Origin of the sequence: Cellulomonas endophytica (assembly GCF_004123805.1) — a bacterium.
Taxonomy (GTDB): Bacteria; Actinomycetota; Actinomycetes; order Actinomycetales; family Cellulomonadaceae; genus Cellulomonas; species Cellulomonas endophytica.
Genome location: NZ_RWJX01000044.1, coordinates 1 through 15,347 on the forward strand (window position 1 = coordinate 1; position 15,347 = coordinate 15,347).

The following is a 15,347-nucleotide window of genomic DNA, read 5'->3' on the forward strand; positions in this document are numbered from 1 at the left end:
CTGGCAGCGGGCCGGCTGGTACCGCGAGGGCGTCGTCCCGGGCGACGTCGGGCCCGCGGTCGTCGCCGGGCACGTCGACTCCTCCGACGGGCCGGCCGTCTTCGTCGGCCTCGAGCGGCTCGCGCCGGGCGACCCGGTCGTCGTGACGCTGTCCGACGGGTCGACGCGGACGTTCCTCGTCGACGACGCGCTCCGTGCGCCGAAGGCGGAGTTCCCCACGTCCGAGGTGTACCGGACGACGCCCACGCCGCAGCTGCGCCTCATCACCTGCGACGGGGACTTCGACCGGACGACGGGCCACTACGTCGACAACCTCGTCGTGCGGGCGACCCTCGCCCCCTGACCCGGGGCCGCACCGGCGGCGGCGTCAGCCGGCGGCCACGAACCCGCCACTCGACGGGTCGGGCGTGACCGTCCAGACGCGGACGTCCTTGCCGGTGCCGTGGTGGTCCTTCTGGTAGAGCCGCACCGTCCCGTCCGGCTGCTCGACCCCCGTGCCGGCCACCTCGTGCTCGCCGGTGGCGCCGTGGACGGTGACGGTCACCGCGCCCGCGAAGTCCCCGGGCCCTGTCGGGGTGCGCCCCCCGACGCCGGTGACGGTGTAGGGCGTGCCGGACACGATCATCAGGGCATCGGTGCTCGTCATCGTGGTGCCTCTCGTCTGCTGCAGGAGGCGGCCGCCGCGCGGCGGCGCACGACGAGCCTGCCCCTCCGCCCCCTCCCGTGTCGAGGGCCTGCCCGCGCCGTGGTCCACCGGGTCCGCGGTCGCCGCCGCGCCGCCCCGACCGGGCCTCAGCGCACCGGCGAGGGCTGCCGCGGGAGCAGGGCGAGGACGGGGTGCAGCGACTCCCAGCCGTGCCCGACCTGGACCGGCCCCTGCCACTGCACGGCGCCCGTGCGGAACCCCTCGTGCCGGAACCAGCGCAGGGTGCCGTCCGGCATGACGGCGTAGATGATCCCGTCGCCCTTGCTGAACACGGCGGTGACGTCGCCCCAGCCCGTGCCCACGTCGACCGGTCCGGCCCACGCGCCCGGCGACCCGAGCCCGCGCCCGTCGGCGTGCCCCACGTGCCGGTACCAGCGCAGCACCCCGTCGGGCATGACGGCGTAGAGGATGCCGTCCCCGGCCGAGAACAGGTGCCGGGCGGTCCCCCACCCGGTCCCGACCTCGTGGGGCCCGGACCAGGACCCGGGGACGTCGAGCCCCGCCCCGGTCGCGACGCCGTGGTGGCGGTACCACTGCAGCCGCCCCTCCGCGTCGACCGCGTAGAGGACCCCGTCACCCCCCGAGAAGATCGTCCGGAAGCCGCCCCACCCCCGCCCCACGAGCCGCCGCTCGGCCCAGCTGTCCGCCCGCTCGAGCCCGTCGCCGGTGTTGAACGCCCTGTGCTGGTACCACCAGAGGAGGCCCCCGGCGTCGACGACGTAGAGCACGTCACCGCCGCCCGGGACCACGTGGAGCGCGCTCCCCCAGCCCACGCCCACCCGGGCCGGGCCGCGCCAGGTGCCGGCCCCGCCGCCGGTCTCGGCGCCGTCGTGCCGGTACCACAGCAGGTCGCCGTCGGGCTCGACGCCGTAGACGAACGCCGGCACGGCCACCGGGTCCGTGGGGAAGTGGTACTGCGGGCGCAGGCACTCGGAGTAGATCGTGCTGACCCGCCCCGCGAGGTGCACGTTCGCGGCGCCCTGCCCCGAGTTGGCCAGGACCACGAGCTCCATGTCCTCGGGCAGGAACCACGCGAGGGACTGCTGGACCCGCGTCCCGCTCGTCCACCAGCCGAGCTTCTGGTCGATACGGCCCCCGCGCGTGGCGATGGGCCCGTCGACGCCGAAGCCGCGGTCGAGCATGGTGCGCACCGCGGGCTCGGGCAGGATCGCCCCGCCGCGCCGCAGGGTGCCGAGGACGCGGAGCACCTCGTCGACGGACAGGTGCCACCCGACCCCGCCGCTCCAGGAGCGCAGGTCCCCGCTGGCCCACCCGGGCACCGCGCCCGGCCAGGGGTAGCCCAGCGCGTGGGCGTCCTGGTGGACCAGGCCCCCGCCGGCGACGCCGGAGGGGGCGAAGACGCGGGTCTCGACGAAGCGGACGTACGACGCCAGCGTGGCGGAGTCCCACAGGACGTCGTCGAGCCCCAGCCCCACGTGCATGCCGACGGCGACGTCCCCTGTCAGGGTCGCGACGAGGATGCGGCACAGGCCGAAGTTGAGGTTGGAGTACAGGGCCGTCCCCACACCGGCGGTGCCGCCCTCGACGCGGTCGCGCATGAGCGGGAGGTCGGACGCCGACTCCCCGGCACGCCCGAGCCCGGAGGTGTGGTTCATGAGGTGCGCGAAGGTGAGGAGGCCGATGTTCGGCCCCGGCGCCCAGTACGCCGGCAGCCACGGCGCGATCGGCGCGTCCGGCGAGAGGCCGCGGTCGGCCAGGGCGCGCACGAGGGCGATCGCCGTGACGAGCTTGCTCACGCTCGCCACGTGCATCCGCCCCGTGAGGGTCCACGCGAGCGCCGGTGCGCCGGCCGGGTCCTCCGGGCGCCGGGCCTGCGCCCAGGTGCCCTCGAACACCGTCTCGCCCGAGCGGCGGAGGCGGTAGGCGCCGCCGGTCAGCGTGCCCGTCAGCTCGGCCCGCAGGGCGTTCTCGAACGCCGCGACGTCCAGGTGGTAGGTCGTCGGCAGCGGGATCCGGGTCGGCGCGGTGAAGACGGCGCGCTCGAGCCCGAGGTCGGCGACCGCGCCCTCGAGGGACGGGCTCAGGACGTGGTCGGCGATCCGGTCGGCGTCGAGCAGCGCGCCGTCGACGCCGTCGACGCCGCTGCGGACGAGGGACTGCAGGCGGGCGGCCCGCTGGGGGTCCAGGACGTGGTGCACGAGGGGCCTCTCCGGTTACGCCGCAGGGAACCGGTGGAGCCACCCGGGGGTGGGGACACCGACGAGACGGCGGCGGCCGGGCGGCCGGTGCCCCTCGGTTTCCCGGAGCCCTGGACGGTCCGCGTGATACCCGTCCTGCCACGTCGGCGCCCGGGCCCGCCCCCCCGGCCCCGCCCCCCGGCCGGCGGGACGGCCGCGGGTCAGCGGGCGGCGTCGGCGGCCACGGCGCGGACCGGTCCCGCGCCGTCGGGCACCGCCGGGACGCGGGGCGGCGCGACGAGGGGCGCCTCGACGGTCGGCGGCACGGGCTCGGCCTCCCCGCGCCGGACGAGCGCCACGCCGGCGACGACGAGCGCCGCGCCGGCCAGCTGGACCGGCAGGGGCACCTCGTCGAGCAGCACCCACGCCAGGGCGACGGCGAGCAGGACCTCCGACAGCGCGAGGAACGAGGCGGTGCGGTCCCCCAGGAGCCGCACGGACACGGCGCTGACGCCGTACGCGAAGGCCGTGGGGACCGTCCCGACGACGAGCAGCGGCAGCCACCAGGGCACGGTCGACCCGAGCACCGTGACGGGCACGAGGGGGGCGTGCAGCGGCAGCAGGCCGGTGGCGGCGAGGACGGCGAGCACCGCCACCCCGACGACCATGCCGGCCCCGGCGAGGGTGACGGCCGGGAGCTGCGTCGGGCGGCCGGTGAGGAGGAAGTACGCGGCGTTGCCCACGGCGGCCCCGGAGGCGAGCAGCAGGCCGACGGGGTCGAGGGAGGCGCCGCCGGTGAGGTCGAGCACGAGGGCGAGGCCGGCGGTCGCCAGGAGCGCCCCGGCGAGGGTCTGCCGCGCCGGCGTGCGCCGGGACCGCGCCCACGTCCAGCCGAGCAGGAGCAGCGGGCCGGTGTACTCCACGAGCAGCGCGACCGCCACGGGCAGCCGCTCGACCGCCGCGAAGTAGAACGCCGACGCCGCCGCCACGCCGAGCGTCCCGAACGCGACGACGAGCCGCCACTCCCGGCGCAGCACGTCCCAGCGCCCGCGCAGCGCCAGCACCGCGGGACCGGCCAGCAGCAGCGCCCCGAGACCGAGCCGCACGAGGATGGCGGCGCCCGGGCTCCAGCCCGCCTCGAGCAGCGGCTTGACGACGGGGCCGCTCGTCGCGAACGCCAGCGCGGCGACGAGCCCCGCCGCGACCCCCCGGCTGCGCGGCCTGCCTGCGCCCACGTGCGTCCCCCGTCCCCGACTCGCGGCGCGCGACGAGGACCGCCACGCTGTCAGGGGCGTCCGCCCCGTATGCTCCTGACCGTACGGTCCCCGCAGGACAGGAGTCAACATGAGCTTCGCCCCTGACACCCGCGTGGCGCTCCAGGCGGCCGCCGCGCTGGTGAACACGGCCGGGGACCGGAGGCGGGACGGGGTCGACCGCCTCGTCGACGTCGACGACCTCGACCGCTTCTACGCCGCCAACGGCTTCGCCGGCCGGCACGACCGGGACGCCGCCGAGCTCGCCGCGGTGCGGGGCGTCCGCGACCGCGTCCGGCGCCTGTGGGACGTGCCGCGGGACGAGGCCGCCGGCCTGGTCAACGCGATGCTCCTCGAGGCCGACGCCCGCCCGTGGCTCGTCCGGCACGACGGCTGGGACTGGCACCTCCACGCCACCCCGATGGACGCGCCCCTGCCCGTGCGGATCCTCACGGAGGCGGCGATGGCGGTCGTCGACGTGGTCCGCTCCGGCGAGTACGACCGGATGCGGGTGTGCGGGGCGCCGGGGTGCTCCGCGGTCCTCGTCGACCTCTCCCGCAACCGCTCCCGGCGCTTCTGCGACGTCAACAACTGCGCGAACCGGCTGCACGTGCAGGCGTTCCGCGAGCGCCGGTCGCGGGCGGCCGACGCCCACGGCGCCCCGGCGAGCACCTCGACGGACGTCGCGCCGGGCGCCGGTGCGGACGGGTGAGGGTCGTCCCGCCCGGGGCGACCGGCGCGGGCGCCGGTGCGAGGATCCCGGCGTGAACCGCGCCCGTGCGACCGTGGCCGTGCCGCGCGTCCTCCTCGTCGTCCTCGTGCTCGCCCTGCTGGGAGCCCTCGTCCTCGCGCTCGCCCAGTGGCAGGGCCGGCGCGGGCTCGCGGACGAGGTGGCCGACCGCGAGCGGCGGGCCGCCGCCGCGGAGCGGCGTCAGGACCTCGCGCGCGCGGCCCGGACGGAGGCCCTGCTGGGCGCCGACGCGACGGACGCCGTGGGGGTCGTCTCGAACGGCTGGTCCCGCGCCGGCGGCGAGACCCGGACGCTGCCCGGCGGGCGGTACGCCTACCGCGTCGTGCTCGTGAACGGCACGGGCGTCGAGCAGCGGGTGGCGCTCGACGTCCGGGTCGCCGGTGAGGGCTTCCCCACGTCCCGCCGCGTCGACAGGCTGGCCGTCACGAGCGAGCGCCCCGTGGCGCCCGGCGCGTCCGTCGAGCTCGAGCTCCCCCCGACGGACCTCGAGGGCGCGCTCGTCGTCTGGTGGGACGCCACCGGCCTGGGGTCCTGACGCCGGCGGCGGCGGGGCGTCGCGCTCAGCGCGCCGCGGCCCCGGCCGTGCCCGGGCCCGCGACCCCTGCCTGCCGGACGAAGCTGGCCCAGACGTGCTTCGTCGCCGCCGTGACGTAGCACCCGAAGCGCGTCGACAGGCTCTCGGTGATCATGAGCCCGAAGCCCCCGGCGCCGGGGCCCCGGCGGCCGGCGACGAGGGGCAGGGTCGTCGGGTCGAGGTCGACCACGTCGAGCAGCAGCGCCCGCGGCCCGACCAGCAGGTGCACGTGCACGGGGGGCCGGCCGTGGCGCAGCCCGTTCGTGGCGAGCTCGGAGGCGACGAGCAGCAGCTGGTGACGCATCGCGGCGTTCGCGGGGGACGTCGCGTCGTCGAGCTCGTGCCGCAGGCAGTCTCCGAGCCGGGCCCGCACGGGCGCCAGGCCCTCCGCACCCTCGAGCGACCAGCTGCCGACGACGTGCGTCGCCGGCGGGAGCTCGGCGGCCCGCACGGCCCGGTCGGCGAGGGCGCGCGTGTCACCGATCGCCGGTACGTCGTCCGTCACGCGGTCACCCCGAGACGCGAGGGGGGTCCCCGCTGCGGGTCGACGGTAGGTCGGCGCGGGCCCGCGCGCCCGTCGAGGGGGCGGACGGCGGCACCCGCCGCCCGCCCCCGGGGCCGTCAGCCGGCCGTCCTGACGAGGGTGCCGGTGGTGCGCAGCTCGGTGGCGCGATCGGCCAGGTCGGCGACCGCCGCCGGGGTCGCGGTGCTGCTCCCGACGGCTGCGAGGAGGCGCCCGACGAACCGCTCGAGCTCACGGTCGGCCTGCGCCGCGAAGCCCCGGGCCGCGAAGCGCTCCGCCGCCGCCAGGTCCTGCCCCGTGAGGAACGCCACGGGCCCGCGCAGCTCCCCCTGCGCGCGGTAGGCCCTCCAGGCCGTCCGCAGCTCGGCGACGGAGGCCGTGGGCTCGGCGACCGTGATGCCGAACAGGGTCGTCGTGCCGGAGACCTCGTTGGCGACGGCCAGGGCGGGGGCACCCGTGGGCGACAGGTAGGACGGCACGAAGGTGACGCCCTCGGCGCCGAGGTCGCCCGCCCGCGCCAGGCTCTCCTCGCCGTCGTCCTCGACGGACACGGACAGGTCGCGGTTGTTCACGTAGGTGACGAAGGCGGCGTCGGCGGGGACGGTGACGTCGAAGACCGCCACCCCTCCGGCGCGCTCGAGGCCGACGAACGCGTACGTGCGCCCGCTGACGGTGCCGATCGCGACGCCCTCGGGCTCCGGGCCCTTGGTGTCGGAGCGGTCGTCGAACGCCGTCGCGGCGTGGTCGGTGTTGAAGGCCTCCGGCATGGCCTCCGCCGTGATCCGCTCGAGCGCGTCGCCCGAGTCGAAGACGAGCGTGCCGTCCGTGCCCCAGATCGAGAAGGAGCGCCCCCCGAAGGCGTACAGCTCGGCGTAGCACGAGCCGTCCGCGCTCAGGCCGCTCGCGGTCGAGACCTCCAGCCGCCCGAGGTCCTCGTCGGCGGTGCGGAGGGCCAGCGGGTTCCCGGCGCAGACCGGCGGCAGGCCGTCCTCCCCCAGGTCCTTCACCCGCGCGCCCTCGACGTAGTCGCCCCACTCCCGGGCGTCGCCCTCGTTCGCCGTGACGAGGTAGGTGCTGCCGGCGGCGGTGTAGGAGGCGATGGCGTCCGGCAGGTACAGGCCGCGCAGGCCCGGGACGGTGCGCACGTCCGCCGCGTCGTCGCGGTCCGAGGGGTCCAGCCCCGCGCCGGCCGCCCCGTGGTCCTTCCAGCCCAGCGGCAGCACCTCCTGCACCGTGGCGGTGACGAGGTCGACGACCGCGACCGCGTCCGCCTCCTGCAGCGTCACGTAGGCGGTCGTGCCGCTGATCGTCACGTACTCGGGCTCGAGGTCCGCCGAGACCGGGCGGGCGGCGTCGACGGCAGGCCCGAAGACCCGCACCCCCGCGGGCAGCGCCCCCGGGGCCTCGAAGGCGTGGAAGTCCGCCGTGCGGACGGCGTCCTGCTCCGGCGCCGTCACCCGGCGCGGCAGGGCCACCACCGAGACGGACCCCTCCGGGTCCACCGCGTAGTCGTCCGAGGGCTCGCCCTCGTTCGCGACGACGGCGAGGGTGCCCGTGGCGTCGAGCGCCACCATGTCCGGCAGCGCGCCGACCCGCACCGCGCCGAGCGCGACGGGGACGTCCGCGGCCGCGTCGAACAGCACGAGCCAGCCCGGGTCGGTCTTCGTCGGCGACTCCACGGCGACGACACCCAGCCCGTCGGCGCGCACCGCGACGGAGTTCGCCACGGCGCCCTCGGGCACGACGGACCCGTCCGCCGACGGCGTCCCCGCGGTCGCGACGTCGGCCACCTTCGCCGGTGCGGCGGGGTCGGAGGCGTCGAGCACCTCGACGAGGCCCGCCTGCGCGTTGACGACGAAGAGCCGCTGCGAGCCGGGGTGGAAGGCGACGATCTCCGCCGCCGAGGCGTCGAACACGCCCGTCGCGTAGGTGCCGACGGGCGCCAGGGACAGGGCCGCGTCGTCGGCGCTGAGCGTGACGGGCACGAGCGCCGCGGCGCCGACCGGGGCGCCGGCAGCGGTCGGGACGGAGGCGGCGGCGGAGGCGGCGCACCCCACGGCGAGGCCGGCGCCGACGGCGGTGAGCAGGAGTCGTCGGGTGCGGGTGCGGGCGGGTCCGGCAGCGGTCATCGGTGTCCTCGTCTCGGGGCGCGCCGGGGCGGCGGCGGACCGCACGCTAGGAGGCCGGGGTGGCCGGGACGCGACGACCGGGTGAACATCCGCTCCGCGCCGGCGAGCTGCGCGGAGGGGCGGCCGGCGCCGTCGCCCGGACCCGTCAGGCCTCGTCGTCCGGTCCGGGGACGGGCGGTGCGCCGTCGCGCTCGTCGCGCTCGGCCCAGGCCAGCAGGGGCGCGAGGTCGAACACGGCGTCGTCGATGCCGGCGTGCAGGTCGCCCAGCGCGGCGAACCGCGCGGGCACCGTCGCGATCGTGCAGTCGCGCGGGTCCACGTCGTCGACCTCGTCCCAGCGCAGCGGCGTCGAGACGGTCGCCGTCGGCGTCCCGCGCACGGAGTACGCCGAGGCGATCGTGTGGTCGCGGGCGTTCTGGTTGTAGTCGACGAAGACGAGGGACGGGTCGCGGTCGCGGCGCCACCACGTCGTCGTGACGTCGTCGGGGGCGCGCCGCTCCACCTCGCGGGCGAACGCCAGGGCCGCCCGGCGCACGTCCGTGAAGCCGTGGTCCGGCGCGACGCGCACGTAGACGTGCAGGCCGTGGCCGCCCGAGGTCTTCGGCCACCCCACCGCTCCGAGCTCCTCCAGCACCTCGTGGGCGACGTGCGCCACCCGGCGCACGCGGTCGAAGGGGCAGTCGGGCATGGGGTCCAGGTCGATGCGCCACTCGTCGGGGCGCTCCGTGTCGGCGCGGCGGCTGTTCCACGGGTGGAACTCGACGGTCGACATCTGCACGGCCCACACGACGTGCGCCAGCTCGGTGACGCACAGCTCGTCGGCCGTGCGCCGGTACCGGGGGAAGAAGACCTCCACGGTCTCCATCCACGGCGGCGCGCCGTGCGGCAGCCGCTTCTGGTGGACCTTCTCCCCCGCCAGGCCCGTGGGGTAGCGGTGCAGCATCGTCGGCCGCTCCCGCAGGGCGTTCACGATGCCGTCCCCGACGGCCAGGTAGTAGCGCGCGAGGTCGAGCTTCGTCGCGCCGGTCGCGGGGAAGTACACGCGGTCGGGGTTCGAGAGCCGGACGGTGCGGGACCCGACCTCGAGCTCGACGGCGGGGGTGCGGGCGCCGGGCATGGTGCATCTCACCACGCCGGCGGGCGCCCGGCCCCGGCGGCGCGTCGGCGCGCGCCCAGGTCGGACAGGGCAGGATCGGGTGCGTGCCCGACACCCGCGAGCTGCCGGTCTTCCCGCTCGGCTCCGTGCTCCTGCCCGGGATGCCGCTGCCCCTGCAGGTGTTCGAGCCCCGGTACGTCGCCCTGCTCCAGGCGGTGCTCGCCACGCCGGAGCGGGCCTTCGGCACCGTCCTCATCGAGCGGGGATCCGAGGTCGGCGGCGGGGACGTGCGGTTCGGCGTCGGCACCGTGGCGCAGGTGCTCCAGGTGGAGGTCGGCGACGAGGTCATCGTCCTGGTGGCGCGCGGGACGACGCGGTTCGAGGTGGTGCGGTGGCTCGCCGAGGAGCCCTACCCGCGGGCCCTGGTGCGCGACCTGCCCCCGCTCGCCGTCGACGAGGCGGACGCCGCCCGGCTCGCCGGCGCGGAGCGGACCGTGCGGGAGGTGCTCGCCCGGGCCAGCGAGTTCGTCGACGTGCCGTGGCCGGCGGACGTCGAGCTGTCGGAGGACCCCGCCGTCCGCCTGTGGCAGGTGGCGGGCATCGCCCCCGTCGGCCCGCTCGACCGGCTCGCCCTGCTGCGGTCCGCCAGCGCCGGCGAGCTCCTGGAGCGCCTCGTCGCCGAGTCGCTCGCGGCCGGCGACGCCTTCGCCTCCGGCTGGACGGACGACGACGGCGTCGGTCCCGTCTGACGGGGGTGCGGCGCCGGCCCTTCCGCCGCCCCTTCCGCGTCGCGGGACGTGCGCGTAGCGTGGTCGCCGAGCCGCCGCGGGCGCACCGACGCACCGGCGTGCCGGTGAGGGAGCCCCCATGGCCGCACCTGTCCGCCCCCTGGTGCTCGTCCGCGGCTTCGGCGGGCCGGACGTGTCCGACGAGACCGGCAGCCCCTACCAGGGCTTCAACGACGGCTCCGTCTACCCCACGCGCCGCGGCGAGAACTACATCTACGAGGGCTTCGTCCTGCGGGCGCTCAAGTCCGAGGCGTACCCCTACCGCGACGCGACGAACGTCGTCGGCTTCTACGCGGAGGACGTCGACCCGCCCGTGGCGGCGCTGCACCTCGACGAGGACTCCGTGCGCGGCAGCGTGGTGCTCGACCCCGCCACGGAGGCGCGGGTGCTGCGCACCGGGGTCGCGGGCACCATCTGGGTCTACCGCTACTACGACCTGCGCCCGCGGGCGCTCGAGCGGTACGGCGACGGGCTGCGGCGGCTCGTGCGGCTCGTCGAGCGCTCGGCGCAGCGGCACGGCGAGCCCTTCGACGGGGTCGACGTGGTCGCGCACAGCATGGGCGGCCTCGTCGTGCGCGAGGGCCTCATGAGCATGCACGCGGAGGAGGCCGGGTCGGCGCGGCGCCTCGTGCACCGCGTCGTCACCCTCGGCACCCCGCACCGCGGCATCGCCTTCCAGCGCGCCCCGGGCTGGTTGCTGCGCGCGCTGCCCGCCATCGAGAAGGCCGAGAAGGAGCTGTCGTCCTTCGACCCGACGAGCACGCGGTTCACCGGCTGGGCCGAGTGCTTCGACGTGCGGCGCGTCCTCACCGTGGTCGGCACCGACCACCGCTCGTACGGCTCCGCCGTGGCCTCCGCGGCCAACCGCCTCAGCAACCTGCTCGACGAGGGCACGCTCGCCCACAACCGCAGCGACGGGCTGGTGAAGCAGGCCTCCGCCCAGCTGCCCGGCGCGCCACGCACGTTCGTGCACAAGTGCCACGGCGGGCGGGACTCGCTCGTGACGTCGCGGGAGGCGTACGAGATCGCCATGCGGTTCTTCCACGGCTCGCACCGCGTCGCGCTGTGGCTGGACGACGCCGAGGTGAGCCGGGGTGGCGACCGCTTCGGCCGCAGCGAGTTCTACCTCGGGGTGTCCATCAAGCCGCGCTACGTCGACTTCGAGCTCGTGCACCAGAGCGCGGAGGCGGAGAACTGCTACGGCCCGTTCCGTCGGGACGACCTGTCCGACGCGCTGCCGGACCTGGAGCGGGAGCTGTCCCGGCCCCTCGCCGAGTTCGGGGACCGCACCACGGGCTGGGCGGGGCCGGACCGGCTCGTGTGGGAGGGGTGGATCGACGCGGCGGCGGCGCCCGAGGAGGCCCGGGGGCTGGTCTTCCGGCTCGACGTCTACGTGGGCGAGCGCGACAGCTACGGCATCGGCTTCTCCGACAACGTCGTGTTCCGCAAGCAGTACTACCTGCAGGTCTTCCCCGGGGACCCGTGGGAGCTGCTCGTCCACACGGGCGAGCGCTTCCTCACCGGCGGGCCGGGGTCGGACCGCGCCTCGCTGCAGAGGCACGCCCGTCCGGGCGCGGGAGCGGAGGTCCAGGAGGCCGTGCCCGTCCCCGGGCACCCCGGCCAGCGCGCGTTCGCCATCGGCGGCACGGGCTTCTCCGCGCGCCTCCGCGTCGGGGTCGGGCCGGCCTGAGGCCGGCCGCCGTCAGCGGCCCACCATCGACATGCCGGCCTCGTCGTACCGGTCCCCCTCGACGCCGACCGTGGCGACGAGCGCGTCTAGCTCGGCCACCTCGTCGGCCGACAGGGGCAGCGCGGTGGCCCCGACGTTCTCCTCCACCCGCTCGAGGCGGCGGGTCCCCGGGATCGGCACGATCGACGGCCCCTGCGCGAGCAGCCAGGCGAGCGCCACCTGCCCGGGCGTGGCGCCCTTCGCCGTCGCCAGCGCCCGCACGCGCTCGACGATCCGGGTGTTCGTCGCCCGCGCCTCCGCCGTGAACCGCGGGATCGTCCGGCGGATGTCGCCCTCCGCGAACTCCGTCGCGGGGTCGACGGTGCCCGTGAGGAACCCCTTGCCCAGCGGGCTGAAGGGCACGAAGCCGATGCCGAGCTCCGCCAGCGTGGGCAGCACCTCCGGCTCCGGGTCGCGGGTCCACAGGGAGTACTCGCTCTGCACGGCGGTGACGGGGTGGACGGCGTGGGCCCGGCGGACCGTGGCGGCCCCCGCCTCGGAGAGGCCGAAGTGGTGGACCTTGCCCGCCTGCACGAGCTCGGCCACGGCCCCGGCGACGTCCTCGATCGGCACCTCCGGGTCCACCCGGTGCTGGTAGAAGAGGTCGATGCGGTCCGTCCGCAGCCGCCCCAGCGACGCGTCGGCGACCCGGCGGATCTGCTCCGGTCGGCTGTCGGTGCCGACGCCGCGGCCGTCCTCGATCCGCCAGCCGAACTTCGTGGCGATCACGACGTCGTCCCGCAGCGGCTCGAGGGCCTCGCCGACGAGCCCTTCGTTCGCGTACGGCCCGTAGACCTCCGCCGTGTCGACGAAGGTGACCCCCCGCTCGACGGCACCGCGCAGGACGCCGATCATCGCGGCGCGGTCACCCGGGTTGGGGCCGTAGCTCTGGGACATGCCCATGGCGCCGAGGCCGACCGCGGAGACCCGCAGTCCCTGGCCGAGCGTGCGCACGTGCATGGCGGACCTCCGGGGGGACGACGAGGACGGCGACGGACGACGGCGACGGACGAGCGCGACGGACGAGCGCGACGGACGAGCGCGACGGCCGTGCCGGTGCCCTGCCCCGCCACTCTCCTCCCCCGCGCGCTCCGCCGCAGCCCCGCGGCCGGACGGGAGTCCTCCCGCCCCGCGCAGGCCCCGGGGCACGATGGGGGCGTGAGCCGTCCCGTCGTCACCATCACCTACTGCACCCGCTGCCGCTGGATGCTGCGCGCCCAGTGGTACTGCGGCGAGCTGCTCCAGACCTTCGAGGAGGTCCTCGGCGGCGTGACGCTCGTCCCCGCGCAGGGCGGCGTCTTCCGCGTCGACGTGGACGGCACGGCCGTGTGGAACCGCAAGCGGGACGGCGGCTTCCCCGAGGTCACCGAGCTCAAGCGGCGCGTGCGGGACCTCGTCGCTCCCGGCATGGCGCTGGGCCACGTCGACGCCGCCGCGGCCCGCGCGGGGGCGCCGGGCGGGACCGGCCCCGAGCCGCCCGCCGGCCCTGCTGCGAGGTCGGCGCCGGGGCCTGCCTAGGCTCGCCGCATGGCCACCGTCCTGCTCGTCCGCCACGGCCGCACCACCGCCAACGCCACGGGGGTGCTCGCGGGGCGCACCGGAGGGGTCGCGCTCGACGACGTGGGCCGCGACCAGGCGGCCCGGACGGCGGCCCGGCTCGCGTCCGTGCCCCTCGTCGCCGTCGTCACCAGCCCGCTGGAGCGCTGCCGCCAGACGGCCCGGGCGCTGCTCGACCGGCAGGACGGCCGGCCGGACCTGCACGTGGAGCACGCGCTGACGGAGTGCGACTACGGCGACTGGCAGGGGCGCACCCTCGCCGCGCTCGCCCAGGAGCCCCTCTGGCGCGTCGTGCAGAGCCAGCCGTCGGCGGTGACGTTCCCCGGCGGCGAGTCGATGGCCGCCATGCAGGCGCGGGCGGTCGCGGCCGTGCGGCGGCACGACGCGCTGGTCGAGGCCGAGCACGGCAGGGGTGCGGTCTGGGCCGCGGTCAGCCACGGCGACGTCATCAAGTCGGTCCTCGCCGACGCCCTCGGCCTGCACCTCGACCTCTTCCAGCGCATCGGCGTGAGCCCGGCCTCCGTGTCCATCGTGCGGTACGGGCCGGACCGGCCGGACGTGGTCGCGTCGAACACCGACGGGGGCGAGCTCGGCTGGCTGCGGGCCGCCGCACCGGCCGGGGACGCGCCCGTCGGCGGCGGGGCGGGACCGGGGGGCGCCGCGCCTGAGAGCGGCGCGCACGGGCCCGGGGAGCAGGACCGCGCCCCGCGCTCCTAGAGTGGGCGCATGCCGACCGTCGTCCACGAGTTCGACTGGCCGGACCGCGTCGTCGTCGGCACGGTCGGGCGTCCCGGGTCCCGCACCTTCTACCTCCAGGCCCGCGCCGGGCGCCGCATCGCCAGCATCGCGCTGGAGAAGCAGCAGTCCGCGCTCCTGGCGGAGAAGATCGACGAGATCCTCGAGACCCTGGCCGCGGACGGCGCGAGCCGCGTGGTCGTGCCCGACGCGACGCCGGCGGAGCTCGTCGACGACGACCCGCTCGAGCAGCCCGTGGAGGAGAGCTTCCGCACCGGGACCATCCGGCTCGGATGGGACCCGGCGACGGCGCAGGTCGTCGTGGAGGCCTTCCCGCTGACGGACGACGACGACGAGGACACCCTCGAGCCGGTCGAGCCGGGCGAGGTGCTCGTCGTGCGGATGCCGGTGGGCACCGCCCGGGCCTTCGTCGACCGGACGCGGCGGGTGGTGCTCTCGGGCCGGCCGCCGTGCCCCCGCTGCGGGCAGCCGCTCGACGAGGACGGCCACACCTGCCCGGCGCCCGACGGCCCGTGACCGACGCGGGGACCGCGCAGGACGGGCCCCTCGACGAGGAGGCCCTGGCCACGGAGCCGCTGCAGGTCGTCGGACGCATCCGGACCGCCTCGAACGCGACGTTCCGGGCCCGGATCGGCACGGTGGACGTCGTCTACAAGCCGGTCTCGGGCGAGAGGCCGCTGTGGGACTTCCCCGACGGCACGCTCGCGCTCCGCGAGGTGGCGGCGCACCGCGTCTCGGAGACGACGGGGTGGGGCGTCGTGCCGCGGACGTGGCTGCGCGACGGTCCCCGCGGCCCCGGCATGGTGCAGCTCTGGCAGGAGTGGGACCCGGGGCAGGACCCCGTGGACGTCGTCTCCGCGCGCCGTGCGCCGGGCGCGGGGTGGCGCGCCGTCCTGAGCGGCACGGACGAGGACGACCGGCCCGTGACGCTCGTGCACGAGGACTCCCCCGCGCTGCGGCGCATGGCGGTGCTCGACGTCGTGCTCAACAACGCGGACCGCAAGGGCGGCCACGTGCTGCCCCTGGCCGACGGGCGCCGGCGAGGCGTCGACCACGGCGTCACGTTCCACGAGGAGCCGCGGCTGCGCACGGTGCTGTGGGGCTGGGTGGGCGAACCCCTCGACGACGAGGAGCTGGCCGGCGTGGCCCGGGTCCGCACGGCGCTCGACGACGCGCTCGGCGCCGTGCTCGCGGGGATGCTCAGCGGGCCGGAGCTCGTCGCGCTGCGCGGCCGCTGCGACCGCCTGCTCGACGAGGGGCGGTTCCCCGGGCACGAGGGCGACATGCCCGCGGTGCCCTGGCCCCTGTTCTGAGCGCCGGCCCGACCACCGGCCCGACCACCGGCCC

The 15,347-nt window shown here is 76.9% G+C and carries 16 protein-coding genes; 9 read left to right on the top strand and 7 right to left on the bottom strand.

Going from position 1 to position 15,347, the window contains the following annotated elements; genetic code table 11:
- Positions 1-343 (top strand): sortase domain-containing protein (locus tag EJA20_RS12600; RefSeq protein ID WP_164983968.1); only part of this gene is annotated, 343 nt, incomplete at its 5' end.
- Positions 344-367: 24 nt separating this feature from the next.
- Here the strand turns inward: EJA20_RS12600 and EJA20_RS12605 are convergent.
- From EJA20_RS12605 to EJA20_RS12615, 3 genes are all read right to left on the bottom strand, one after another.
- Entirely contained in the window at positions 368-646 is a 279-nt protein-coding gene (locus tag EJA20_RS12605; RefSeq protein ID WP_129338503.1) for a hypothetical protein, read from the bottom strand.
- Between the two features lie 146 nt (positions 647-792).
- Positions 793-2,865: a tachylectin-related carbohydrate-binding protein gene (locus tag EJA20_RS12610; RefSeq protein WP_129338504.1), complete on the bottom strand. Its 2,073-nt coding sequence runs from the start codon at positions 2,863-2,865 to the stop codon at positions 793-795.
- A 200-nt stretch (positions 2,866-3,065) separates the two neighbouring features.
- Positions 3,066-4,079, bottom strand: coding sequence for an EamA family transporter (locus EJA20_RS12615; RefSeq protein WP_240675466.1), 1,014 nt, complete (start codon positions 4,077-4,079; stop codon positions 3,066-3,068).
- A gap of 109 nt (positions 4,080-4,188) precedes the next feature.
- Here EJA20_RS12615 and EJA20_RS12620 point away from each other — a divergent pair, with 109 nt between their 5' ends.
- Positions 4,189-4,809 carry a CGNR zinc finger domain-containing protein gene (locus EJA20_RS12620; RefSeq protein WP_129338509.1) on the top strand — a complete coding sequence of 207 codons (621 nt, stop codon included), beginning with the start codon at positions 4,189-4,191 and terminating at the stop codon, positions 4,807-4,809.
- Positions 4,810-4,861: 52 nt separating this feature from the next.
- Entirely contained in the window at positions 4,862-5,383 is a 522-nt protein-coding gene (locus tag EJA20_RS12625; RefSeq protein WP_129338511.1) for a hypothetical protein, read from the top strand.
- Between the two features lie 25 nt (positions 5,384-5,408).
- Here EJA20_RS12625 and EJA20_RS12630 read toward each other — a convergent pair whose 3' ends face one another.
- The 3 genes from EJA20_RS12630 to ligD form a co-directional block, all read right to left on the bottom strand.
- Positions 5,409-5,927 carry an ATP-binding protein gene (locus EJA20_RS12630; RefSeq protein WP_129338513.1) on the bottom strand — a complete coding sequence of 173 codons (519 nt, stop codon included), beginning with the start codon at positions 5,925-5,927 and terminating at the stop codon, positions 5,409-5,411.
- Positions 5,928-6,043: 116 nt separating this feature from the next.
- On the bottom strand, positions 6,044-8,074 hold the full coding sequence (locus tag EJA20_RS12635; RefSeq protein WP_205687486.1) for a choice-of-anchor I family protein: 2,031 nt from the start codon (positions 8,072-8,074) through the stop codon (positions 6,044-6,046).
- A gap of 145 nt (positions 8,075-8,219) precedes the next feature.
- On the bottom strand, positions 8,220-9,191 hold the full coding sequence (gene ligD, locus EJA20_RS12640) for a non-homologous end-joining DNA ligase (protein WP_129338515.1): 972 nt from the start codon (positions 9,189-9,191) through the stop codon (positions 8,220-8,222).
- Between the two features lie 83 nt (positions 9,192-9,274).
- Here ligD and EJA20_RS12645 point away from each other — a divergent pair, with 83 nt between their 5' ends.
- The gene (locus EJA20_RS12645; RefSeq protein ID WP_240675467.1) at positions 9,275-9,919 is read left to right on the top strand and encodes an LON peptidase substrate-binding domain-containing protein; all 645 of its coding nucleotides are present in this window, start codon (positions 9,275-9,277) and stop codon (positions 9,917-9,919) included.
- A gap of 118 nt (positions 9,920-10,037) precedes the next feature.
- Complete coding sequence (locus EJA20_RS12650) at positions 10,038-11,648, top strand: esterase/lipase family protein (RefSeq protein ID WP_129338517.1); 1,611 nt, start codon at positions 10,038-10,040, stop codon at positions 11,646-11,648.
- A 12-nt stretch (positions 11,649-11,660) separates the two neighbouring features.
- Here the strand turns inward: EJA20_RS12650 and EJA20_RS12655 are convergent, their stop codons facing one another.
- Complete coding sequence (locus EJA20_RS12655; RefSeq protein WP_129338519.1) at positions 11,661-12,647, bottom strand: aldo/keto reductase; 987 nt, start codon at positions 12,645-12,647, stop codon at positions 11,661-11,663.
- Positions 12,648-12,845: 198 nt separating this feature from the next.
- On the opposite strand from EJA20_RS12655, the gene EJA20_RS12660 reads away from it, so the two are divergent.
- The 4 genes from EJA20_RS12660 to EJA20_RS12675 are packed head-to-tail and all read left to right on the top strand — an operon-like array spanning position 12,846 to position 15,313.
- Positions 12,846-13,205: an Rdx family protein gene (locus EJA20_RS12660; protein ID WP_129338521.1), complete on the top strand. Its 360-nt coding sequence runs from the start codon at positions 12,846-12,848 to the stop codon at positions 13,203-13,205.
- A gap of 9 nt (positions 13,206-13,214) precedes the next feature.
- Positions 13,215-13,961, top strand: coding sequence for an MSMEG_4193 family putative phosphomutase (locus tag EJA20_RS12665; RefSeq protein ID WP_129338523.1), 747 nt, complete (start codon positions 13,215-13,217; stop codon positions 13,959-13,961).
- A gap of 9 nt (positions 13,962-13,970) precedes the next feature.
- A complete protein-coding gene (locus EJA20_RS12670; protein WP_129338525.1) occupies positions 13,971-14,516 on the top strand; it encodes a DUF3090 domain-containing protein in 546 nt (181 codons plus the stop codon).
- On the top strand, positions 14,513-15,313 hold the full coding sequence (locus EJA20_RS12675) for an SCO1664 family protein (RefSeq protein WP_420836432.1): 801 nt from the start codon (positions 14,513-14,515) through the stop codon (positions 15,311-15,313). The genes EJA20_RS12670 and EJA20_RS12675 overlap by 4 nt, the downstream gene beginning before the upstream one ends.
- Positions 15,314-15,347: the final 34 nt, after the last annotated feature.

Excerpts from the sequence above, each read along its gene's own strand:
- EJA20_RS12635 (WP_205687486.1), bottom strand. The coding sequence starts at position 8,074 with ATGACCGCTGCCGGACCCGCCCGCACCCGCACCCGACGACTCCTGCTC.
- EJA20_RS12655 (WP_129338519.1), bottom strand. The coding sequence starts at position 12,647 with ATGCACGTGCGCACGCTCGGCCAGGGACTGCGGGTCTCCGCGGTCGGC.
- EJA20_RS12650 (WP_129338517.1), top strand. The coding sequence starts at position 10,038 with ATGGCCGCACCTGTCCGCCCCCTGGTGCTCGTCCGCGGCTTCGGCGGG.
- ligD (WP_129338515.1), bottom strand. The coding sequence starts at position 9,191 with ATGCCCGGCGCCCGCACCCCCGCCGTCGAGCTCGAGGTCGGGTCCCGC.
- EJA20_RS12665 (WP_129338523.1), top strand. The coding sequence starts at position 13,215 with ATGGCCACCGTCCTGCTCGTCCGCCACGGCCGCACCACCGCCAACGCC.
- EJA20_RS12605 (WP_129338503.1), bottom strand. The coding sequence starts at position 646 with ATGACGAGCACCGATGCCCTGATGATCGTGTCCGGCACGCCCTACACC.
- EJA20_RS12670 (WP_129338525.1), top strand. The coding sequence starts at position 13,971 with ATGCCGACCGTCGTCCACGAGTTCGACTGGCCGGACCGCGTCGTCGTC.
- EJA20_RS12620 (WP_129338509.1), top strand. The coding sequence starts at position 4,189 with ATGAGCTTCGCCCCTGACACCCGCGTGGCGCTCCAGGCGGCCGCCGCG.